This window comes from Acetobacter sp. DsW_063, assembly GCF_002153745.1.
In the GTDB taxonomy this organism is placed as follows: domain Bacteria; phylum Pseudomonadota; class Alphaproteobacteria; order Acetobacterales; family Acetobacteraceae; genus Acetobacter.
The window spans coordinates 17,907-38,064 of the sequence record NZ_JOPL01000020.1 but is presented as its reverse complement, the minus strand read 5'-3'; the positions used below and the strand labels follow the sequence as shown (position 1 = coordinate 38,064).

Below are 20,158 nucleotides of genomic sequence, written 5' to 3'. Positions count from 1 at the left end.
TCAGGCTCGACTGGCGCCTCCGCCTCCAGTACAGCAGGCGCAACGGATACATAGCAGAGCGTAAGGGACGGCCCATGGCAGGCAGCGTCAACAAGGTGATTCTGGTCGGCAATCTGGGCAAGGACCCGGAGACCCGCACCAGCCAAAATGGCATGAAGATCGTGTCGTTGTCGGTCGCGACCAGCGAGACGTGGAACGACCGCGCCTCCGGCGAGCGCCGCGAGCGTACGGAATGGCACCGCGTTGTGGTCTTCAACGAGCGTCTGGCCGACGTCGCCGAGCGGTTCCTGAAGAAGGGCCGCAAGGTCTATCTGGAAGGCACGCTGCAAACCCGTAAATGGACCGATCAGTCAGGGCAGGAGCGCTACACGACCGAGGTCGTGCTGGATCGCTTCCGTGGCGAACTGGTGCTGCTTGACGGTCGCGGTTCGGGCGATGGGGATGGCGACGAGGGCGGTTACGGCGGCGGTAGCGGCGGAGGCGGTGGATATGGCGGCGGTGGAAGCCGCAGCCCTGCCGCGCCGCGCCAGATCGGCGGTCCTGGCGGCGGTGGATCGCGCGGCGGCGGCGCTCCCTCCAGCGGTGGATGGGACGCGCCGGGCGGCGATCTGGACGACGAAATTCCGTTCTGAGGAGCGGCGGCCGAAAATATTGTTGGGGTGTTTCGGGGGCTGCGGAAACGTGGCCCCTTTTTTGTGCAGTTATGAGCCGCCGTAATCTGGACGGGCGGTATTTTTTGACTGAGGTGATTGTCCAAGAATTGGAAAAATTATTTTAGCAAAGGCCTTTGTCGATTTTTGTGGCTTTTTCTGAGCGATCCTGAGGAGGAGGTTCGTCGTCATCGCTGCTTTTTACGAACGCAGGAAAAAGTAGGGTGAGTTCATGAGATTAGGAAAAGCGGCAAAAGGAAACAGGAAAAATCTTTTGATAAAAATAAAAAAGGTTGTATGCGCGGAATCGCGTTGTGATGATCGGTTTACCTCAGGAAAATAACAGCTCTCAGGTTCTTTCGTGTTCTCCTCAGCGTGCGGCCGGTTGATCTGATGCATTCACCATAACTCCTCGATCGTCGTCTCCAGATCCTCTTGTGATGGTGTCGCGATGGGAAAGTCCCCATTCAGCCATAGACTGCATGACGGGTCGCAGCGTTTCCCCCAGATTGGTGAGGCTGTATTCCGTCTTTGGAGGGATCACGGGATATGCCATGCGTGACAGCAACCCCCACTCCTCCAGCTCACGCAGTTCTTTTGTCAAAATACGATCACTGATCGGCGGGCATGCTCTTCGTATTTCCGAGAACCGTAGTGGTTGGCCGCGTATGAGTGACCATACGATACGAGCTTTCCATCGTCCGCCTAATATTTTCGACGTAAACGCGACAGGGCATGGGGTCGTGAGTTGCATGGTCCCGACACTAACAAATATATCCGCACTTGTGTAAAATTGGCGTTCATACTTCGTTGTCCCGGAAGACGATTTTCATAAAATCGACCGAAGGGGATGCGAAGATGAAGGCGATTTGCGTAACGAAAACCCGGCAGCTTGAGGTGCGCGAGGTCCCATCGCCAACGTCGCCTCCTGACGGCCATATTCTGGTGGATATTGCCGCTGCCGCCATCAATCATGGTGATAAAACTTTTCTCTCAAGGCCGACGATCGCCGCAGGTTTGAAGACCAGTCTCAATGAAATCTGGGGAGCTTCCGCTTCAGGAAGGGTGCGCGAAATCGGCAACGGCGTGCCAGCGGAGTTCTTGGGAAAAAACGTGGCGCTCTATCGGTCGCTGACGTCAAGCCCGCACATCGTCGGGTTATGGTCTGAGCAAGCCGTCGTGCCCTGCACCAGCGCCATCATTCTTCCCGATTCTGTCTTGGTCGAGGATTATTCGGGGTCTTTGGTCAATACGATAACAGGATACGCGTATCTGGAGGAGGCTCTTTCGGAGGAGCGCGGAGGCATTATCGTAACGGCGGGAGCGTCTGCGACGGGGCTGGCGATCTCGGCGATCGCTCGCAGAAAGCAGATTCCGGTGCTGGCTCTTGTGCGCTCTGAGCAGGCTGGTGAAATCCTGCGCAGATCAGGCGCAGAGCATGTTCTCTGTACAAAGGCGAATGATTTTGAACGTCATTTTTCGTCACTTGCTGATCGGCTCGGCGCGACGGCTGTCTTCGACGGAGTTGGGGGCGAGTTGATAAATCGGATCGCTCCTCTGTTGCCGTCAGGATCTACGGTGTCGTTTTATGGCTTCCTTGGCGGAGCAAGTCCTATCTCGATTCCGTCTGCGCTTTTTGTAACAAAGACTCTGGAAATGAAAGGATTTAGCAATTTCAACAGCGTCACGGTCAAAGATGCAGGCGCGCTTCGTGGCGCACTGGCGTATCTCGAAGGCATCATCATTGATCCGCTGTTCAGAACGCAATGTGGCGAGAGATTCAGCTTTGATGAGATTGAAGACGCCATGGCTTATGAAACAAGGCATGGCGCACGAGCAGTTCTCGTCCCGAAACTATGACACGTGAGCGACAGGAAGTTAGAGACGCCACGATGAGAATATAGCAGGCGCGCAGTCAGAGCCCAGATAAGCGGGTGCGCGTCGCGTCCATGACGCGCCTGGGAAACATTTCACCCCGCAGCGAGGCCCCGCTTCAACCTCGCGATGGCGCCAGGCAGGCCGCGCACCGTCAGCACACGACCTATCTCGTCATGTTCCTCAGACAGAACCCGTGCGCTTTCGTAAATCTCGCCGATCAGGCTTTGCTTTGCGTAAGGCAGCGTGAGCACGTCGTCCACCATTCCGGCTTCGAAGAACGCGATAATGGTTTCGCGCAGATCGCTGACGTTTTCGGGGTTGTGGGCGGAGAGCATGATTGCGCCCGGATGTTTCTCCATCAGAGCGGCGCGCTTTTCGGCGTCCACGCGATCCATCTTGTTCAGAACGAGCCGGGAGGGGACAGCATCTGCGTCGATTTCATGCAAGACGCTGCGGCTGACCTCAAGCTGCGCTTCGTAAGTCGGGTCGGAAGCGTCGACCACGAACAGCAGCAATGACGCCTCCAGCGCTTCGGACAGGGTCGAGCGGAACGAGGCCACCAGATCGTGGGGCAACTGCTTGATGAAGCCGACTGTGTCGGAGACGAGCACGCGCGGTCGTGTTTCGGGCTGAAGAATGCGAACTGTCGTGTCCAACGTTGCGAACAGCTTGTCCTGTACGAGAACTTCGCTTCCGGTCAGGGCGCGCATCAGCGACGATTTACCTGCGTTGGTGTAGCCGACCAGAGCGACGCGTAATTGATCCCGGCGAGTGGATCTGCGGTGGTCGCTGTCCCGCTGCACGACTTCCAGCTGGGTTTTTATCTCCGCCAGTCGGTCACGAATCTTGCGGCGGTCCAGCGAGAGGTCACTTTCACCCGCGCCGCGTCCCTGTTGCCGCCCGCCGCCGCTAGCGGATTCACGCAGACGTGGCGCGACATATTTCAGGCGCGCCATCTCCACTTGCAGCTTCGCTTCGCGGGTGTTGGCGTGGCGATGAAAGATTTCGACGATGACGCCTGTGCGGTCCAGCACCTGCGCGCCCGTGGCGCGTTCGAGGTTGCGGATCTGGCTGGGCGACAGTTCGTGATCGACGATGACGAATTCGGGTTTGCGGGTGGCGCCCGCAGAGGTTTCGGCTGGCTCGTCCGGTTCGTCGGCCTCCTCGGCCTCCTCGGCCTTTTCGAACCGACGTCGGGCCTTGGTCATAGGGGCCGTCGCCATGGACGTTACGACGCCGCTGCCTCCGGTTATCGCCGCCAGTTCCTCCAGTTTCCCCGCGCCCAGCAAAAGTGCGGCGCCCGTGCCCTCGCGTTTTTGCGACACCGAGCCGACGACCTGATAGCCCAGCGTTTTCACCAGCCTTCCCAGTTCTTCGAGGCTGGCTTCATGCGCGATGTCGTCCACATCGGGCGTCTGGATGCCGACAAGCACGGCGAGCGGAATTGGGGAGGCGGTTTCCATAATGCCCGCCATAGCACGGAAATGTTCGGGTCCGTAGGGCGCCGAATGGAGGCGAGCGACCGCTCCCCGCTGAAACGGCTACGGCGATTGGTGCGCGTTTGCGGCAGGAAAGAGCCGCACTGCGGAGGCGTACACGAGGCGGCTCCGTCAGGAGGCGGGCGAAGACCTGCGTAAGAGCACGTCAGACCGGCGTCGGGAACGCAACTGACCACTTGGCTGCGTCACGGCCCCGGGGTGGCGAGCGGCGCCAGTTATAACGGTATCGAGTGTAGTTCGACGCGGGCAGGGAGACTGCAGGTGAAAGCTGACGACCCGCTATTACGGCTCGCCAGCGGCTCCCCATGCGCCCGGCGCGTTGCGGCCGTTGCCCGGCTGTCCGCCGTAGGTCGTGTAGGTAAAGGCGCCGTTATAGGGCGGCACCACCGGCGCGGTCACGTGCAGGGTATATCCCCCCATTGTCGCGAGCGGCGTCGAACTGCGGTCGTCGCGCGGCGTCTGCTGGGCGTCGACCGGGGCTAGGCCGGGACCTCTATGCGCCGCGATCTGCGGGGAGTGCGCCTCGAGCACCACGTCCATGTCTTGAACCGGCACGTAACCATCTGGCGGCGGCGGGGCCTGCTCCTGCGATTCCAGCGATTGCGGCGAGGAATGATCGGACGTCGACGCGACTGCCGTGGATTGTGCGGAGCGGCCGTGTTGCGCGCCGCGCGCCCGGACGTGCTTCGTGGCGCTTCGTGCGGGGGCCTGTGTAAGCGACGAATCGGAAGGCTGCATCGCATCGTCAGGGGCGGCGAGCGCGTTTGTCGAGGACAGGGCGGTAGCGGCGCCGAGCGCAAGCAGGACGGCGAAAGTCTGCGGGCCCATGCGGCGCGTTAGGGCGCCGGATTCGCCGGGAGCGTTCGTTGTTCTCGCGGTCAAGCCAAGTATGTGGCGAATCATGATGAGCCTCCCTCAAGCGCTCCCGGTTTCTACTGGATCGCGGGCGACGCGCCAGCCCCCGCCCTGAGCGTCGCCGTGTAAGCCCGGCATGGTCGACACGTCGCCTGAACTCACGATCCGTCTTCGCGCAGGGCGAGGTGGATGAGCGACGTTTCGAACCAGCGAACAGGGTTCCACCGTGCGCCTTTAACGTTGGTTTCGCAACGCTTGCGGTCAAGGGGCGTTTCCGCAACCCTGAGTGGGGTCTGCGCGCTATAATCCACTCTGGATAAACAACTCCGAATCATCGATTCTGGCGCGCGCGACATAGTGAGACAGGACGGACTTACATGAATCTCAGCACGGGAAGCGACCTCGCTCCGCTGGCCCTTACGGGCAATCAGATCGCGGAGCTTGAACGGGCGCTCGATCAGGTGGAGTCAGGACGGGGCGTTCTGGTTCGTCTCGCCGATTTGATGGGCGGCGCCGTCGGTCACGCCACACGGCTTGGTCTGCGTGGGTTGGGCATGGCCCCGAACATGCAGGAAAAGCTGCGCGGGATCGCGGAAACCGCGATTGCCCGCGCCTTCGACATGGCGATCCTCGGACTTGGCGGCCCGGCCGAGACAACGCCCCGGACAGGCGAAGGGGAAAGTCTTGCGCCGTCGTCCGGCCGTTCCATGCGCGGGACGGCGGTGCAGGCGGCTGTCGCGGTGTCGGGCGCTGTTGGCGGCTTCGCCGGGATCGCCGGGCTTGCGCCGGATATAGGGTTCACCACCCTGACGATCATGCGTGAGATCGCGCGCATAGCGCGCGAGGAAGGAGAGGATTTGTCTGATCCGGACGCGCGTCGGGCGTGTCTGGAGGTGTTCGCGCTCAAGGCGTTCCCGAATGCTGGCGAAGGGCGGGAGAGCGAACTTGGCTATTTCTCCGCACGGACGGTGTTGCGTGGACGCCCCGTGGTTATGCTGATCGCCGAGGTCGCGTCGCATTACGGCCTTGCGATCGGGCAGAAGATTTCGATGCAGTTGATGCCTGTGGCGGGCGCGTTGTGTGGCGCGTCGTTGAACGCGGCGTTCCTGGCGCATTACAGGGCGCTTGCACGGGCGCATTTCACGATACGGCGGCTTGAGCGCGAGCACGGGCCAACGGTTCGTGAAACAGCCCTCGCGTTGCGCGATCAGGCGTTCAGCCGCGCGGGCGGCTGAACCCGCTTTTCCGGGCCGAATTTTGAGTATCTGAATGTCCGTTGACGACGCGTTCATACGCGCGGTCAACGGACTGCCCGGGCAGGGTTCGGAGGCTGCGTACGCCTCATCGCGCGGGACATCGGCGTGCGGGACGTTTCGCGTGAAACATCGTTTCGAGGTGGCGTTTGAAATCAGTCCCGGCGTCTGCGTTGGTCAGGCGCGTTCGCGTAGCGTGAACACGGCGGCCGGTATTCCCAGAATCATGTAGACGACGCAGGCGACGTCCGCAGCGTTCGCGTAGTGCGGCGCGACAAGGCCGACCACGCGACTCCCGACGATACCGATCAGGCAGACGATAAGCATATGCATTGCGTGGTCTTCCTTCGTCTCGAACGCCGGTCGGGTTCACCGGGCGCGAGTGCGACGGCATAAATCCAACCTGTCGGATTTATGCCGCCACGTCAGGAATATGGAAATACCTGAGATCAGACGGGGGAGGGCAGAGGCGCGTCGGCGACCGCCGCCACGACGTTGTCGAGCGCGAGCATGCCCATCGCCGTTCGCGTCTCGACGGTCGCGCTCCCAACATGAGGGGTCATGTACACGTTCGGGGCCGCGAGCAGCCGAGGGTCGGGGTTTGGCTCGTTGCGGCACACGTCCAGACCAGCCGCAGCGACTTGTCCTGAGGCAAGGGCGGCCAGCAAAGCATCCTCGTCGACAAGGCGCCCGCGCGCCGCATTGACGAAGATTGCCCCGCGCGGAAGAAGCGCCAGCGTTTCGGCGTTGATCAGGGAGTCAGATTCAGGGCCGCCCGGCAGGTGCAGACTCAGAATCTGCGTCTTCGGCAGCATCTCTCGCAAATCGGCGACCCATGTGGCGCCGTGCTCCAGTTCCGGGGAAAGGCGACGGCGGTTGTTGTAGAGCACGGTCATGCCGAAGCCCTGCGCGCGGCGAGCGACAGCCTGTCCGATCCGCCCCATGCCGATAATGCCAAGCGTCTTGCCTGATACGCGCTGGCCGAGCAGTTCATCCATGGCGAGTGTCCGGCCCCAGCCGCCGCGCATTACCGCGGAATATTCGCTCGCGCGCCGCGCGGCGGCAAGCATGAGAAAGAGCGCGAGGTCTGCGTTGCATTCAGTCAGCACGTCGGGCGTGTTCGTCAGGGCGATTCCCCGCGCGTGAATGGCGTCTACGTCGAGGTGATCGAGACCGACGCTGACCGTGGCGATCAGCTTTACGTCGGGTGGCATGCGATCGAGAACGTCCTTCGTGATCGGCGTGTGGTGCGTGACCAGCAAGGCGACGGCTTTTCTCTCTCGCGCGGCTTCCAGCAGCGCGTCGGTGGACAACGGCGCGTCTGGCGGCGGCGGGGCGTCGAATTCGGCGGCGATGCGGGCCTCGACCGCATCCGGAAGGCGAAGGCTGCGGACGATGCTGGGGCGGCTTGCGGACATGACTGTCTCCGATCTCGGGATATGCGGGGGCGGGACCCGACGGCGCTTTGCTACCCTATGCAGGGTTCTTCCGTCGCCTCAACACAGTGTAAGCATGAGTTTGCTGTTTCGTGGTCGCCGGGAAGGTTGCGGGCCGGCGGGAGGCTGGGATTGCGGTCGGTGTCTCCGGTAGGCGCCGGAATCGTTCGTCGTCCCGATGGAAACGGTCCAGAGGACGATGACGCGGGATAAAATATTCACTGAAGGCATTTCCCTTTAACCGATGTTTCGTGAAAATACTTTGGAGCGGATCGGGCCTCCCGCTGGTCGGAGATGTGCGGCTGCTTGGCTGCCTGCGAACCGAAATGTAGAAATCCGACCCGGGTATTGACGCAATCGGATGCGCCCTTCGGAGGTGAGAGACGCGATGCGTATGCGGCGAATGCCATCGTTGACGCCCGCAATGATGTTGCGCGCCTATGCCGCCGGGCTGTTTCCGATGGCCGACGGCGCCGATTCATCGCGCCTGCGCTGGTACGACCCTGATCCACGCGGAATCATGCCGCTCGACGCCTTTCATCTGCCGCGCAGGCTGCGCAAGACGGTTCTGGGGCCTCGTTTCACGGTGACGGCTGATCGAGCGTTCGAGGAGGTGATGCGCGCCTGCGCGGCTCCAGCGCCGGGACGTGAATCGACCTGGATCAACGAGGACATCGTAAGGGTGTTCTGCGCGCTTCATGAGGCGGGATGCGCACATAGCATCGAGGTCTGGCGAGACGGAGTGCTGGTTGGCGGATTGTACGGGGTTTCCATCGGCAGGGCTTTTTTCGGCGAAAGCATGTTCAGCCGCGCAACCGATGCGTCCAAAACCGCGCTCGTGCATCTGGTCGCGCGGCTACGACTGCGGGGCTTCGTTCTGCTCGATACACAGTTTGGGACTGCGCATCTGGCGCGTTTCGGGGGGATCGAGATTCCGGCGAACGATTACAAGAAGCGACTGGACTTGGCGGTGACGGCGCCGCCTTGCTGGGAGCGGTTTGAAGATCTCGATCCGAGATTGGTTGACGATGAAATCCGCGCGATGGGTGGCCGGCCGGAAGTCGACGCCAGATCCTTACCCTGTTGACTTCCTGTCTGTCCGCGCGTTGCCTGCGCTGAAACATGTGGGAGGAGCGTCGTGAAAATACAGGGTCACATCCCCCCGGAGAACGGGGTGTCGCGGCGGTCGGCGGCAAAGAGGCGCGCCGTTGCGTCGGGGCTGCTTTCGTGGGGATTCGCACTGGTGGCGGTATGCGCGTCCGTCGGACAGAGCCGTGCGGATGTTGATCATCCTGCGCTGATGCCAACGCGCGACGCAGTCGTCACATACGAGGTGCGCGCCGACGGTTCGCAGGAGCCGCAGAGTGTGAAGGTCTGGTTTTCGGCGCAGGGCGCGCAGCAGCGTATCGATTCGCCCGACGGCTCCGGCTCAACGATTCTCAACCGCACCAGCAAAGAAGTGGTCATCGCGCTGCACAAGCCGAGGATCTACACGAAGCTCGAACAGCGCGACGGCGTACGCAGCCCGTTCCTTCTCGATGTTTCGATGCAGTTCAAGCGCGAGGGTGAGTCGACGATTGCAGGGACGCACTGCACGGACTGGACAGTGACGTCAGGCAGGGGGCAGGCGACTGCGTGCGTGACTTCCGATGGTTTGATCCTCCGCGAGAATGGCGTGGACGCGGACGGGATCAACGGCGCCCTCGTCGCCAAAACGATCAGTTACGAGCCGATACCGCAGAGCGTATTCTCGCCGCCTGCCGGTTATCAGGAAGTTCACCGTCATCGTATCGCCCCCGGAGGCGGCGCTGGCGCGCCGGTGCTTGGCCCGGCTGGTGCGGCCGGGGAGGGGGAGGCGACTGTGGCGCCCGTGACGCCTGCTGCCGGACAGTCAGGCGCGGTAGCGAGTGATGCGGCGTCAGGCCGTTGATGCCGAGAGCGTTCCGTAAAGGGAAGCTGGTTCTTCTGTTTGCCGCCATGTGTGGGGCTGCGTCGATCTCTCATAGTCTGGCTGCGGATGACGCCGCGACGGGGCCATTCGTGACGCCGTCGGTTGATGTCGATGTGCGGTATGAAATGGCGTCTCCCGACGGCGGGAAGCCGGTCGGCCAGCGTATGCGCTGGCAGGTCTCGTCGCTGCGGCAGAGAATCGATCCGGAAGGATCGGCGGTCTACATGGTCACCTCCTGGCGCGACGGGACTCTGGCTGTCGTGGACACGCTGCATCGCCGACGGAGCGTCATGCCAGCCCCCGGCGCCGCCTTGACGCCGCCCGGGCAGGTCGCCCCGGGATCTTTTCAGCGTCTGGGTTCGGACATGGCGGCTGGCCAGAGCTGCGTCCTCTGGCGCACGGCGGATCAGGACGGGCGCCCTGTGGACGCGTGCTACACTGCGGACGGGATACTGGTTCGCGTATCGCAGCAGGGGCAGGTAAAAGTGAACGCCGTATCCGTCTCCAGAACAGCCCAATCCGATGACGTGTTCGCTGTGCCGTCTGACTTTGCCGTCGCGGCTCCGGCCCGCTGATATAACCCGGACAAGTCCGCAAGAGTCTTCGGCGGGGAAGGTGGAAGCGCCGTAGGCGGGAAGTCGGGTTTTGAGTCACCCGGCGGGATATCTGTGCAGGCGGCTTTCAATCTTCGAAGACCGCCTGCGCTGTGATGTCAGCCAGGGCCGTGGCCGCCAGGTCCTTGTCCTCCGCCGCCTTGCCTGTCGCCCCCCTGTCCCGGTCCACGTCCTCCTTGTCCGCCGCGATCGTCTCCTCCTTGGGGGCGGCCCTGATCGCCGCCGCGCGATCCGGGTCCCATTCCGCCGCCTTGCTGGTATCCGGATCTGAATTCTGAATGCTGGCCCATGCCGCCCATGTTGCCGCGTCCGGGCCCTTGCCCGCCGCGATTGTCCCAACCGCCACCGCCCCACCTGTCACGATCGGAAAACCATGGCTGTGAGCGGTAGTGGTTGTTCCAGTAGGAGCCGAACGCGAACGAAATGAGCGGCAATCCCATCATCGCGCCATAGGTCATGGGCGACCCCATGCCCCCCTGATAGGGCAGTTGAATGTTCTGCCCCGGAACCCATCCGCGCAGAGGCCCAACCGCGACGTCGCACCACCCCCATCCGGACAGGCAGCCGAAGGTAGCGACTTGGGTTCCGGGCTGAAGAGAACCGACCAGCGGGTAGGAAGGGTCTGGGCCGGAGTAGAGATAGCTACCGCCAGGAATGAACGCGGGCGTCTGTGCGTGCGCTGCGTTGATCGCGGCGGGCAGGGTGGCGAGGAGCGTGGCGGACAACGCTACGAGACGCATCCGGGCCTGAGGAGTTTCAGCGTATTTTCTGAGCCGTGGCATGAAGGGCGTTCCTGATCTGTCGCGCCGCGCCCGTTGATCACGGTGCGGCGTGGGCATGATTTCGCGATATTATGGCGGGACGATGAACGCATGTTCGTCGTGGCGGGACGCGGCTTTTGCTCCCGGTGTCACAGGTCCGGCGGATAAAGCCGTGTTTGCATTTATGGAGAGGTGGGCGGGCCATATGTTTCGGTCTGACGGTCGTGGCCTGAGAGGCTGCTCGTCGTCTGGAAAATCGTTCCACACTGTAAAGATGTCAGTAAGCACGCGACCATGTTTCGCGCGAGAGGCGTTCTGCGTTCGTCATTTATGTTCATCGTGAGGGTTGGTGCGAGCTCAGCCGGCTGTTGTGAAAATTGACCCGTTCCGCCGAATTCCGCCCCGTGAGGAGAAGCAGATATGTCGTCGCTGTTGTCTGGATTGCATCCGCCATTTGGGTCTCGGGGGATTTACGCACTTTTGTGCGCAGTCCGGCGCGACGCCGCCCAACTGTGACGTGGACTATTAAATGCAAAAAGGCGGCCCGAAGGCCGCCTTTTATCGAATCTGGCGTGTCTGACGTCAGGTGCGGTTGTAGCTATCCTCGATACGCACGATGTCGTCTTCTCCGAGATATGAGCCCGTCTGGACCTCGATCAGCGTCAACGGGATTTTGCCGGGATTCTCCATGCGGTGGATGCAGCCCTGGGGCAGGTAGATGCTCTCGTTCTCACGAACCAGAACCTTGTCCTCGTCGCGAGTCACCAGCGCTACGCCGCCGACGACAACCCAGTGTTCCGCGCGGTGGAAATGCTTCTGCAGCGAGAGCTTCTGGCCAGGTTGGACCACGATCCGCTTCACCTGGAAACGGTCGTTTTGGATCAGGCTCTCGTAGAAGCCCCAGGGGCGATAGCAGCGGTTATGAACTGCCGCCTCGGGACGCTTCTCACGCTTTAGACGATCGACAACTTTTTTGACGTCCTGTGCCTTATCGCGATGCGTGACCAGTACGGCGTCTTCCGTAACGACTACGATCGCGTCCTCGACGCCCGCCACCGCCGTCAGCAATTTATCGGACCGGACGTAGCAGTTCGCCGAATCTTCGATCAATACGTCGCCGATGCTGACATTGCCGTGCGAGTCTTTGCCGCTGATGTCCCACAGAGCGTCCCAGCTGCCGACGTCCGACCAGCCGAGATCGGCTGGCACGACCGCAACGTGTGCGCTCTTTTCCGCGATCGCATAGTCGATCGAGATATCAGGCACGCGCTTGAATTCATCTGCGCCAAGGCGCTCGAAATCCAGATCGCTGGCGCGGGCGGCATAGGATGCGCGGACGCCTTCCATCACCTTCGGCGCGTGCTGCTCCATTTCACGGATCAGGGTGTCAGCCCGGAACACGAACATGCCGGAGTTCCAGAGGTAATCGCCTGAGTCGATGAACTCTTCGGCCTGTTTCACGCCCGGTTTTTCCCGGAACGCTTTGACTTGCGACAGGCCCGGGACGCCGGGCACCGGCGCGCCCGTCTCGATGTAACCGTAGCCGGTTTCGGGTCGTGTCGGGTGCATGCCAAAGGTCACGACCATTCCGCGCTCCGCGCCGGCGACGGCCAGATCCATCGCTGCAGGCAGGGCGCCGGGTTTGGTCATCGCTGCATCGGCGGCCATCATCCAAAGCACCGCACCGGGGTCGGTCTCTGCAACAAGCAACGCGGCGGCGGCGATGGCGGGGGCGGAGTTGCGCCCTATGGGCTCCAGCAGAATGCGTGCGTGCTCGACTCCTGCTTCCCGAAGCTGCTCGGCGATCAGGAAGCGATGCTCCTCGTTACAGACGATGATTGGTGAGGCGAGGGAGACCTGTCTGGCTCTCGCTACCGTTTCCTGAAGCAGCGAATATTCGCTCAGCAGCGGCCAAAGTTGCTTGGGAAAGCTGGCGCGCGACATCGGCCAGAGACGCGTTCCTGATCCTCCCGAAAGGATGACCGGAACGACAGTGACGCCGGAACCAGGCGTCGGTGACGTCTGCTCGGTCAACGGCTTCAGTTCGGGGGAATCAAGCATTGCGTTTCATTCTCCATGCGCGAAACGGAAAGTCCGCTGAGTATCCTGCTAGGTAAGATTTGCGCCGCAGGAACTGGCCGTACATGACGCGCTCAGAAACCCGTGCGGTTCAAAGAGGAGGCTGGCGGCCTGCCGAATTCAGGGTAACAGAATCTTTTTTTGGCTGCGAGTGCGCCTGACAGTCAGGCAGCGATAATTACGCGTCAATATTATCCTCGATGTCGGGCGTGTTTTCCCGGCATACACCGCCCTTTGGCGTCAGTGTAATACATCGCGTGACCAACTGGGGCGAAAAGTCGCCCGCCATGGCCGATCGGACGCATGGATCGGTTATGGGCGGGAATCACTGCGCCTGCAGAAAGGCACCCTCGCAGCATGAAGTGGTGTTTCTTCGAATGAATGTGCGCAGCGCGCGTGCGCGCCGTGGTGTGAGCGTCTGCGACGCTGACGGTCAGCCACAAAATGGCGCAAACTGCGAGGATAGGGATCGCCCGCGCCGGATCATGGAGCGCGGCTATTATCCACCGGCCAGACGGTCGGTGGAGCGGTGGAGCGGTCCAGAAGGTCAGGCGTGACGGACGAATCATAATCCCATGTCTCAAATCGACCATGAGGTAATGACGAGCAGCGCGCCCTGTCTATATTTTTATTATTCGTGACGGGGGCAGGTAAGCACTTTACGCTAAACAGGCCAAGCCGCGGTCAAAAAAAGCGCCATCCGCCAACGTCAGGCTATCGAGTCAGCCTTCTTTCTTGGGCAGGCCTCCGGTATTGACCCGTTCGCGGAGTTCTTTGCCCGCCTTAAAAAACGGCACCACTTTCTCGTCTACGACGACAGTGTCGCCAGTGCGGGGGTTGCGGCCAGCGCGTGCGTTGCGTTTCTTCACTGTGAACGCGCCAAAGCCTCTAAGCTCGACGCGATCGCCGCGCGCAAGAGCTCCGCCAATCTCGTTGAAGATGGTGTGGACGATCAGCTCAACGTCTTTAAGAAGAAGATGCGGATTTTCCGCAGCAATCTCGGCCACGAGTTCGGATCTGGTCATCGCGTCCCTCTCGATGGGGGCTAAGGTTTCCAGATCGCAACGGGGCCGTCAATGCCAAGCGTTTCGTTTTGCAGCAATTCTTCGGCGCCGAAACCGAAAAGTGTGGCGAAGGAGCCGCCGATCATACCGAGCAGGCGGTGGCGGAGAGAGAACTGTTTCGACTTCTCGCCGATTGTCTCAATTTTTGCATCTTCTGGAAGCGCGCATAGCTTGGCAAGGGACGCTTTGGCGTCGTCTTCGTCACCGAGGCTATCGATCAGGCCGAGAGCAAGAGCCTGCTGGCCTGTGTAGGGCCGTCCATCCGCGAGTGTTTTCACTTTTTCTTCCGGCATATGTCGCCCGGTAGCCACCATGGTCACAAACTGTTCAAACAGGTTGTTCACCACCCCCTGAAGCATGGTTCGGCCCTCAGGAGAGAGAGGTTTAACCATTGACGGCTGTCCTTTGAGCGGACCGGACACGAGTTCGTCCACCGAGACGCCCACCTTGTCCAGAAGGCTGGACACATCCGGCGATTGCATCAGAACGCCGATCGAACCGGTCAACGTGCCCCGCTGGGCGAAGATGCGTTTTGCGGGAACGGCAATCATGTAACCTGCCGACGCGCCCATTCCCCCCATGGTCACGACGACAGGCTTCATTTTAGCGAAACGTTCGACAGCGTCGTGAAGCGCCTCTCCCCCCGTGACGGCACCCCCGGGACTGTCGATATCGAGTAAAAGTCCCTTTATGGAACTGTCTTTTTCCGCGGTTTTCAGCGCGCGCGTCATAAGCGACACGTCGGAGCCTATCGTGCCGTGGACCTTAAGACGCGCCAGATGCGGGCCGAGCGGCGATGCATGTCGGTGGACGGAGACGCCTGCGACAAGTAGCGCGACGCTGAACGCCGCGACAGACGCTCCACGCCACAGCCGAAGACGACGCCGATAAAGGGCGCTGACCACGGCTGCATCGACATCCTCGGTCATACGAACCATTTACTCCAGTTTCTGCACACAACGCGTGATCCGGACGCTCGTTTAAGAGCGCCTGAACCGTCAAGGCTGCTGTTTAGCCTGCCGACTGAGGCTTGCGTCCGCGTTTGCGCGGAGCGACCGCCTCGTCGTCCTCGCTGACGCTCGCCGCAGGCGCGCTGGTCGCCGCGCTGATCTTGCGGCCAAGGCCGATCTCGCGAGCGAGTGTCGAACGGCGCTCGGCGTAATTCGGCGCGACCATCGGATAGTCGGTGGGCAGGCCCCAACGCTCGCGATACTGCTCAGGGGTCATACCGTAGGCGCTCTGAAGATGCCGCTTCAGCATCTTGAGCTTTTTTCCGTCTTCAAGGCAGACGATGTAATCCGGGAATACCGAACGCTTGATGGGAACGGCGGGCTGCAGCTTCTCGGGCTCCGGCGCGGCCTGACCAGCGGCCTCAAGAGCTGTGTATACGTCGCGGATAAGGGCAGGCAAAGCTTCCGACGCAAAAGTATTGTTCGAAACATGCGCGGAAACGATCTGTGCAGTCAGGTCAAGAAGGGGGGAGCCCTGCTTTATCTCAGTCATGAAAAACTCCGTTACGTTCGGATGACTTGGCTCTTCGGTCAGAAGAGCCATCAGTTTTTGGAGAAAACGTGGAATCGAACGGTTGACAAATAATCGCAGCGCGCTTTCACCGCAATACCGTTTGGGAAAGTTTTTCGAGATACTTTTTCTGTTCTGCGATATCCGAATTTACACCGCATGAAGCGAAAAAACATGATCAAACCGCCACTGAAGGGTGATTGTTCTATGGGTTGAACAGTTTTTTGGATGACTTCAACCGCTGATTTTCTTCCGACGGCATGCCATGAATTTGAAACGAAAAGGAATTTTGTTGCGCTGTCGGTGTAAAATTTTGCTTATGTCGGAGAGTTTTTTGATATCTCTCGCAGAGACAAGTTCGTTGTGACAGTCAATTACGACTTGCGCATTGTCTGAAAAATTACGAATAAACGGTAGTGGGTGGATATTTTTGGGTTAAGGATTACATATTTTTACTTTTTATCGTGCGCGTGCGATTGATTACTGTCGGTTTCTGTTTTTGTTTTGTGTATTTTTTCTAAAATATTCAATAAATAATACCACCCGTCATGTTTAATTCGATCAATTATTTCCTTTTCCAAGGTATGTCATTGAAGTTGTCGATAGATAGCAAATTTTTTGTAATGGTGCAGGGAATGCAGGCGCCGGCTGGATCAGCTCAATCGAATCAGAAATACGCTTGAGTGGTCATTGCTCACTCTCTGGGTTTTTTTGGCGCGTCGTTTGCGCATGAGAGCAAGGCAAAGATTTATTAAGAAAATTTTTAAATACAAAGAGCGATCCCGGCGGCCCAAGCAGACGCGCGCGAAGCTGCGCCGCAGCGGCATTGTAATTCAGAATATTTTGCAAGGGGTTGCATAAATTTTCCACGCCGCATCGCGCAGTCGAAAGCGTTGGCGTGATCAGGTCGGATAATCAACCAGCTTGATAGGCTGGGCCATCCGACCTGCGCGTTTTCTGGTTACTCTTTGCTGCGTTTTTTTAGAAAAAAGAAGACAGCGGCTCCGGCGGCGACAAGCCCCAGAACTTTCCTGCAGCAACGGCGGCCGGTGGTGTTCTCGCCGTTCTTGGAGGACGTTTTACAGCACTTTAACATAGGGCGTACTTCTCTTCCGTCATGTGGCTGTAGAATGTAAAGCAAACATGGCGCGCCGTCGTCAACGCGGCGTCACGCCGCTATATTCACATCTACGTAGTAAACTTAATGTATTGGGCAGCATCCGCCAATTGTGTAAAAAAAAATTATAAATCTATACAGAAAGCGCGTTAAGCAGGTTTGGAGCGCAGTGTCCTCGTTCCACCGTCAGGTTTCCGCCAGAGTCCCGCGACGCGTCGTCTCAACCCTTCCATCAGTAGATAAACGGCGGGTGTCGAATACAAGGTCAGCAACTGACTCATGGTAAGACCGCCAACCACGGCGATCCCGAGAGGGCGTCGCAGCTCCGCGCCATATCCGTTGCCTAGAACCAGTGGAACCGCGCCGAGAGCGGCGGCGAGCGTCGTCATCAGGATTGGTCGAAACCGCTTGTGGCAGGCTTCGCGGATCGCCGCCTGCGGGGTCATGCCGCCCTCACGCTCGGCTTGCAGCGCAAAGTCGATCATCAGAATCGCGTTCTTTTTGACGATGCCGATCAACAGGATCACGCCGATCATGGCGATCAGCGAGAAGGACTGGCCCGTGACCCATAGAGCGAGTACCGCCCCAATCGCGGCCGAAGGTAGCGTGGACAGGATCGTCAGTGGATGGACGTAGCTTTCGTAAAGCACGCCCAACGTCACGTACATCGTCGCCAGGGCGGCGATGAAGACAAGGAGCTCATTGATCAGCGTCTTGTTGAAATCCGCCGCCCGGCCGGTGAAGCCGCCCTGAATTTCGGCAGGCATGTGAATGAGGGTCCGCACGCGCTTGATCTCGGTTTCCGCATCGCTGATTCCCTTGCCTTTAGGCAGGTTGAACGAGACCGTCCCCGACACGAAGCTGTCGGTGTGGCTGATGCTCAGCGGCGTCGGCAAATACGATAAAGACGCGACGGTCGTGAGCGGCACCATTGTTTCGGAGGACGACGAGACTGCCGACCCGTTTGAGGCGCCGTTTCCGCCCGCCAGTCGGTTGGCGATCTGATTGCGGAAAGATTGCTGGCTAAGCGAGGCCTGCTTGGATTCCGTGGTGTCGGGGAGTTTAACGCGTATCGAGTTCGACACCGTGCCGCCGCCTGCCGTGCCGCCAGAGGTTGAAACCCACATACTGTTGAGGATGTCGGGGCTCTGACGGTAACGCGCCGCGGCCTCCATGACGACATAATAGGTCGTAAGCGGCGTCGAAATACTGGACGCCGTCCGTTGGCCGTAAGCGTCCTCAAGCGCGTTGCCGATCAACTGGGGGGTGATCAGGCGCCGCGCGGCGTTGTCGCGATCGATATTCACATGAACCGAAGCGCCAGTGTTCTGGATGTCGGTGCTGACGTCCTTGAGGATCGCGTTGTTGCGCAATGCTTCCGCCAGACGGGGCACCCAGACGTAGACGTCGTCTGCGTTCTCGCCGTGGAATACATAGTTGTAATTGCCTCTGTGCTGGCGCCCGCCGCCGCCATTCACGTCGCCGGAGTTGGAAATATGCGCGTCCAGCCCGGCAATGTCGGCGACGCGTTTCTGAACGCGCGCAGCGATGGTTTCCGGGGTTTCGCTACGCGTGGATTTGTCAGTCAGTTCCGAGAAGGCTTCGGCCTCGTTCGCGGCGTCGTCTCCCGTGAACGCGACGACCGACGTGACCTGTCGGTCCTTCATCATGGCGTCGACCACGGCGCGAGTCTTTGTCGACACTGACGAAAAGGAACTGGTTTCGTCCGCATGCAGGTAGGCGGAGAGCAGCGCGATGTCTTCGGCGGGCAGGATGGTCTTTGGCATCACAATGATGACCCCGACCGTCGCCACCAGACTCAGCGGGAGAGAAGCGAGAACCAGCCAGCGGCGGCGGAGCGTGCGGTCGAGCGAGCGCATATAGAGACCGACCATCGCGTTCAACGTGTTCTCCACTGCGTCGAACGCCAGATGCGCCAGCCGCGCCAGACCTGAGCCCTGCTGGGCCGGGCCGCCATGGTGCACCTCAAGGAGGTATGCGCACATCATTGGCGTAAGGCTGAGCGAGAGTAGGAGTGAGATTGAGACTGCGGTCGCCAGCGTCATCGCGAATTCGAAGAATATCTTGCCCGCCGTGCCGTTCAGCAGCAGCAACGGCAGGAACACCGCGATGAGCGAGATGGTGATCGACAGCACGGTGAAGGATATTTCTCGCGATCCGAGAATCGCGGCCTCCATTCGGTCCATGCCGTCTTCCATGTGACGGGCAATGTTTTCGACCACGACGATGGCGTCGTCGACGACGAAGCCGGTCGCGATGGTCAACGCCATCAGCGACAGAGTGTCGAGCGAGAACCCGAGCAGATGCATGATCGCAATGGAGCCGGCCAGCGACACAGGTACGGTAACGGCCGGTATGAGCGTCGAGCGCCACGAGCGCAGGAAAGCGAGCACGACGATGACGACCAACGCCACTGAGATCAGCAGTGTCAGCTGCGTGTCCGCCAGCGCTGAACGGATGCTCTTTGACATGTCGTCGAGCAGTGTGAGCTTCACGTCGCCGGGCAGCACGCTCTGCAACATCGGCGCGTGCGCCTTGATCTGATCCGTGACCTCAATGACGTTCGCGCCGGGTTGTGGACGGATGATGGCGAGCACGGCGGGATGACCGTCGAACCATGCGGCCTGCCGTTCATTTTGCGGGCCATCGCTGACCGATGCGATATCTGTCAGACGGATTGGACGGTTGTTGCGATACCCGACGATGAGGTCGCGATATTGCGCCGCCTCACGCGCCTGATCGTTGGTGGCGAGCGTCATGCGCAGGCCGCCGGCGTCGATGAATCCCTTCGGCGTGTTGGCGTTCGCCGACGCCAGCGCGGAACGGATGTCCTCAAAACCGAGCCCGAACTTGTAAAGCGCGTAGGGGTTCATTTCGACCCGGACGGACGGCTTTGCGACGCCCTCTGTCTGCACCCAGCCGACGCCGCGAATGCCTGCGAGTTGCGGCATAAGTCGTGTTTCGGCGAAGTCGCGGAGTTTGATCAGCGGACGCGTGTCAGAGGTCAGGGCGGCGACGATGATGGGATTGTCGCTTGGGTTGGCCTTGTAATATTGCGGATTGTCGATGAGCGTGCTCGGCATGTCCTGCCGCGCCGCCTGTAACGCGGCCTGAACGTCGCGGGCGGCGCCGTCGATATCCCGATTATCGTCAAAGAAGAGTAGCAGGAACGATGATTTGTCCGTCGTGTCGGACGTCATCTGCGTCAGTCCGGCGATGGTCCCCAGCCGCCGCTCCAGCGGCGTCGTCACGGCGCTCGCCATCTGTTGCGGCGAACTGCCCTGCTGGTTCGCGATCACATAGATGACTGGCACCGAAATATTCGGCAGATCGGCAATTGGCATTAATCTGTAAGCCAAAGCGCCGGAGACGAGGAACGCCAAGGCCATCAGAGTCGTCGCGACCGGCCGAAGAATGAAAATGCGGCACAGGTTCAAATGCGGGGGCTCCCGAAGCGTG

18 protein-coding genes are annotated in these 20,158 nt (G+C 60.3%); 6 read left to right on the top strand and 12 right to left on the bottom strand.

From position 1 onward, the window contains the following. Nucleotides 1-74 precede the first annotated feature (74 nt). A complete protein-coding gene (ssb, locus tag HK28_RS04565) occupies nt 75-632 on the top strand; it encodes a single-stranded DNA-binding protein (RefSeq protein WP_086643434.1) in 558 nt (185 codons plus the stop codon). A gap of 388 nt (nt 633-1,020) precedes the next feature. Here ssb and HK28_RS04560 read toward each other — a convergent pair whose 3' ends face one another. After that, nucleotides 1,021-1,404, bottom strand: a complete 384-nt coding sequence (locus HK28_RS04560; RefSeq protein ID WP_086643433.1) for a helix-turn-helix domain-containing protein — start codon at nt 1,402-1,404, stop codon at nt 1,021-1,023. Between the two features lie 104 nt (nt 1,405-1,508). On the opposite strand from HK28_RS04560, the gene HK28_RS04555 reads away from it, so the two are divergent. Beyond that, nucleotides 1,509-2,510, top strand: a complete 1,002-nt coding sequence (locus HK28_RS04555) for a zinc-binding dehydrogenase (RefSeq protein WP_086643432.1) — start codon at nt 1,509-1,511, stop codon at nt 2,508-2,510. Between the two features lie 110 nt (nt 2,511-2,620). On the opposite strand, the gene hflX is transcribed toward HK28_RS04555, so the two are convergent. The 3 genes from hflX to HK28_RS13945 all read right to left on the bottom strand — a co-directional run bounded on the left by hflX (nt 2,621) and on the right by HK28_RS13945 (nt 5,193). Further along, a complete protein-coding gene (gene hflX, locus HK28_RS04550; protein WP_233140355.1) occupies nt 2,621-3,991 on the bottom strand; it encodes a GTPase HflX in 1,371 nt (456 codons plus the stop codon). Nucleotides 3,992-4,309: 318 nt separating this feature from the next. Then, nucleotides 4,310-4,930, bottom strand: coding sequence for a hypothetical protein (locus tag HK28_RS04545; protein WP_086643431.1), 621 nt, complete (start codon nt 4,928-4,930; stop codon nt 4,310-4,312). A 110-nt stretch (nt 4,931-5,040) separates the two neighbouring features. Then, nucleotides 5,041-5,193: a hypothetical protein gene (locus tag HK28_RS13945; protein WP_158093394.1), complete on the bottom strand. Its 153-nt coding sequence runs from the start codon at nt 5,191-5,193 to the stop codon at nt 5,041-5,043. A gap of 66 nt (nt 5,194-5,259) precedes the next feature. Here HK28_RS13945 and HK28_RS04540 point away from each other — a divergent pair, with 66 nt between their 5' ends. Further along, on the top strand, nt 5,260-6,117 hold the full coding sequence (locus HK28_RS04540; RefSeq protein ID WP_086643430.1) for an EcsC family protein: 858 nt from the start codon (nt 5,260-5,262) through the stop codon (nt 6,115-6,117). A gap of 195 nt (nt 6,118-6,312) precedes the next feature. On the opposite strand, the gene HK28_RS13940 is transcribed toward HK28_RS04540, so the two are convergent. Together HK28_RS13940 and HK28_RS04535 are read right to left on the bottom strand one after the other, a co-directional pair. Next, nucleotides 6,313-6,468, bottom strand: a complete 156-nt coding sequence (locus HK28_RS13940) for a hypothetical protein (protein WP_158093393.1) — start codon at nt 6,466-6,468, stop codon at nt 6,313-6,315. 116 nt (nt 6,469-6,584) lie between these two features. Continuing rightward, nucleotides 6,585-7,553, bottom strand: a complete 969-nt coding sequence (locus tag HK28_RS04535; RefSeq protein WP_086643429.1) for a D-glycerate dehydrogenase — start codon at nt 7,551-7,553, stop codon at nt 6,585-6,587. Nucleotides 7,554-7,965: 412 nt separating this feature from the next. On the opposite strand from HK28_RS04535, the gene aat reads away from it, so the two are divergent. The 3 genes from aat to HK28_RS04520 are packed head-to-tail and all read left to right on the top strand — an operon-like array spanning nt 7,966 to nt 10,097. Beyond that, nucleotides 7,966-8,658 carry a leucyl/phenylalanyl-tRNA--protein transferase gene (aat, locus tag HK28_RS04530; RefSeq protein ID WP_369823596.1) on the top strand — a complete coding sequence of 231 codons (693 nt, stop codon included), beginning with the start codon at nt 7,966-7,968 and terminating at the stop codon, nt 8,656-8,658. 51 nt (nt 8,659-8,709) lie between these two features. Then, entirely contained in the window at nt 8,710-9,501 is a 792-nt protein-coding gene (locus HK28_RS04525) for a DUF4412 domain-containing protein (RefSeq protein ID WP_198945788.1), read from the top strand. After that, a complete protein-coding gene (locus tag HK28_RS04520; protein WP_233140353.1) occupies nt 9,501-10,097 on the top strand; it encodes a hypothetical protein in 597 nt (198 codons plus the stop codon). Before HK28_RS04525 ends, HK28_RS04520 begins: the two co-directional genes overlap by 1 nt. A gap of 137 nt (nt 10,098-10,234) precedes the next feature. On the opposite strand, the gene HK28_RS04515 is transcribed toward HK28_RS04520, so the two are convergent. The 6 genes from HK28_RS04515 to HK28_RS04485 all read right to left on the bottom strand — a co-directional run bounded on the left by HK28_RS04515 (nt 10,235) and on the right by HK28_RS04485 (nt 20,136). Next, on the bottom strand, nt 10,235-10,918 hold the full coding sequence (locus HK28_RS04515) for an SH3 domain-containing protein (protein WP_143217315.1): 684 nt from the start codon (nt 10,916-10,918) through the stop codon (nt 10,235-10,237). Nucleotides 10,919-11,479: 561 nt separating this feature from the next. After that, nucleotides 11,480-12,958: a mannose-1-phosphate guanylyltransferase/mannose-6-phosphate isomerase gene (locus tag HK28_RS04510; protein ID WP_086643427.1), complete on the bottom strand. Its 1,479-nt coding sequence runs from the start codon at nt 12,956-12,958 to the stop codon at nt 11,480-11,482. A 740-nt stretch (nt 12,959-13,698) separates the two neighbouring features. Then, nucleotides 13,699-14,001 carry an integration host factor subunit beta gene (gene ihfB / locus HK28_RS04500; RefSeq protein ID WP_086643425.1) on the bottom strand — a complete coding sequence of 101 codons (303 nt, stop codon included), beginning with the start codon at nt 13,999-14,001 and terminating at the stop codon, nt 13,699-13,701. Between the two features lie 20 nt (nt 14,002-14,021). After that, nucleotides 14,022-14,969: a signal peptide peptidase SppA gene (sppA, locus tag HK28_RS04495; protein WP_086643424.1), complete on the bottom strand. Its 948-nt coding sequence runs from the start codon at nt 14,967-14,969 to the stop codon at nt 14,022-14,024. Between the two features lie 82 nt (nt 14,970-15,051). Next, nucleotides 15,052-15,543 (bottom strand): MucR family transcriptional regulator, encoded by a 492-nt coding sequence (locus HK28_RS04490; RefSeq protein WP_086643465.1) that lies wholly within the window; start codon nt 15,541-15,543, stop codon nt 15,052-15,054. A 1,284-nt stretch (nt 15,544-16,827) separates the two neighbouring features. Beyond that, nucleotides 16,828-20,136 (bottom strand): efflux RND transporter permease subunit, encoded by a 3,309-nt coding sequence (locus tag HK28_RS04485; protein WP_086643423.1) that lies wholly within the window; start codon nt 20,134-20,136, stop codon nt 16,828-16,830. Between the last annotated feature and the right edge of the window lie 22 nt (nt 20,137-20,158).

What these genes read in the sequence shown, in the direction of transcription:
- HK28_RS04510 (WP_086643427.1), bottom strand. Translation starts at nt 12,958, where the DNA reads ATGCTTGATTCCCCCGAACTGAAGCCGTTGACCGAGCAGACGTCACCG.
- HK28_RS04535 (WP_086643429.1), bottom strand. Translation starts at nt 7,553, where the DNA reads ATGTCCGCAAGCCGCCCCAGCATCGTCCGCAGCCTTCGCCTTCCGGAT.
- HK28_RS04560 (WP_086643433.1), bottom strand. Translation starts at nt 1,404, where the DNA reads ATGCAACTCACGACCCCATGCCCTGTCGCGTTTACGTCGAAAATATTA.
- HK28_RS04490 (WP_086643465.1), bottom strand. Translation starts at nt 15,543, where the DNA reads ATGACTGAGATAAAGCAGGGCTCCCCCCTTCTTGACCTGACTGCACAG.
- ihfB (WP_086643425.1), bottom strand. Translation starts at nt 14,001, where the DNA reads ATGACCAGATCCGAACTCGTGGCCGAGATTGCTGCGGAAAATCCGCAT.
- aat (WP_369823596.1), top strand. Translation starts at nt 7,966, where the DNA reads ATGCGGCGAATGCCATCGTTGACGCCCGCAATGATGTTGCGCGCCTAT.
- HK28_RS04520 (WP_233140353.1), top strand. Translation starts at nt 9,501, where the DNA reads ATGCCGAGAGCGTTCCGTAAAGGGAAGCTGGTTCTTCTGTTTGCCGCC.
- HK28_RS04545 (WP_086643431.1), bottom strand. Translation starts at nt 4,930, where the DNA reads ATGATTCGCCACATACTTGGCTTGACCGCGAGAACAACGAACGCTCCC.
- HK28_RS04555 (WP_086643432.1), top strand. Translation starts at nt 1,509, where the DNA reads ATGAAGGCGATTTGCGTAACGAAAACCCGGCAGCTTGAGGTGCGCGAG.
- sppA (WP_086643424.1), bottom strand. Translation starts at nt 14,969, where the DNA reads ATGACCGAGGATGTCGATGCAGCCGTGGTCAGCGCCCTTTATCGGCGT.
- HK28_RS04515 (WP_143217315.1), bottom strand. Translation starts at nt 10,918, where the DNA reads ATGCCACGGCTCAGAAAATACGCTGAAACTCCTCAGGCCCGGATGCGT.
- HK28_RS13940 (WP_158093393.1), bottom strand. Translation starts at nt 6,468, where the DNA reads ATGCATATGCTTATCGTCTGCCTGATCGGTATCGTCGGGAGTCGCGTG.
- hflX (WP_233140355.1), bottom strand. Translation starts at nt 3,991, where the DNA reads ATGGAAACCGCCTCCCCAATTCCGCTCGCCGTGCTTGTCGGCATCCAG.
- HK28_RS04540 (WP_086643430.1), top strand. Translation starts at nt 5,260, where the DNA reads ATGAATCTCAGCACGGGAAGCGACCTCGCTCCGCTGGCCCTTACGGGC.
- ssb (WP_086643434.1), top strand. Translation starts at nt 75, where the DNA reads ATGGCAGGCAGCGTCAACAAGGTGATTCTGGTCGGCAATCTGGGCAAG.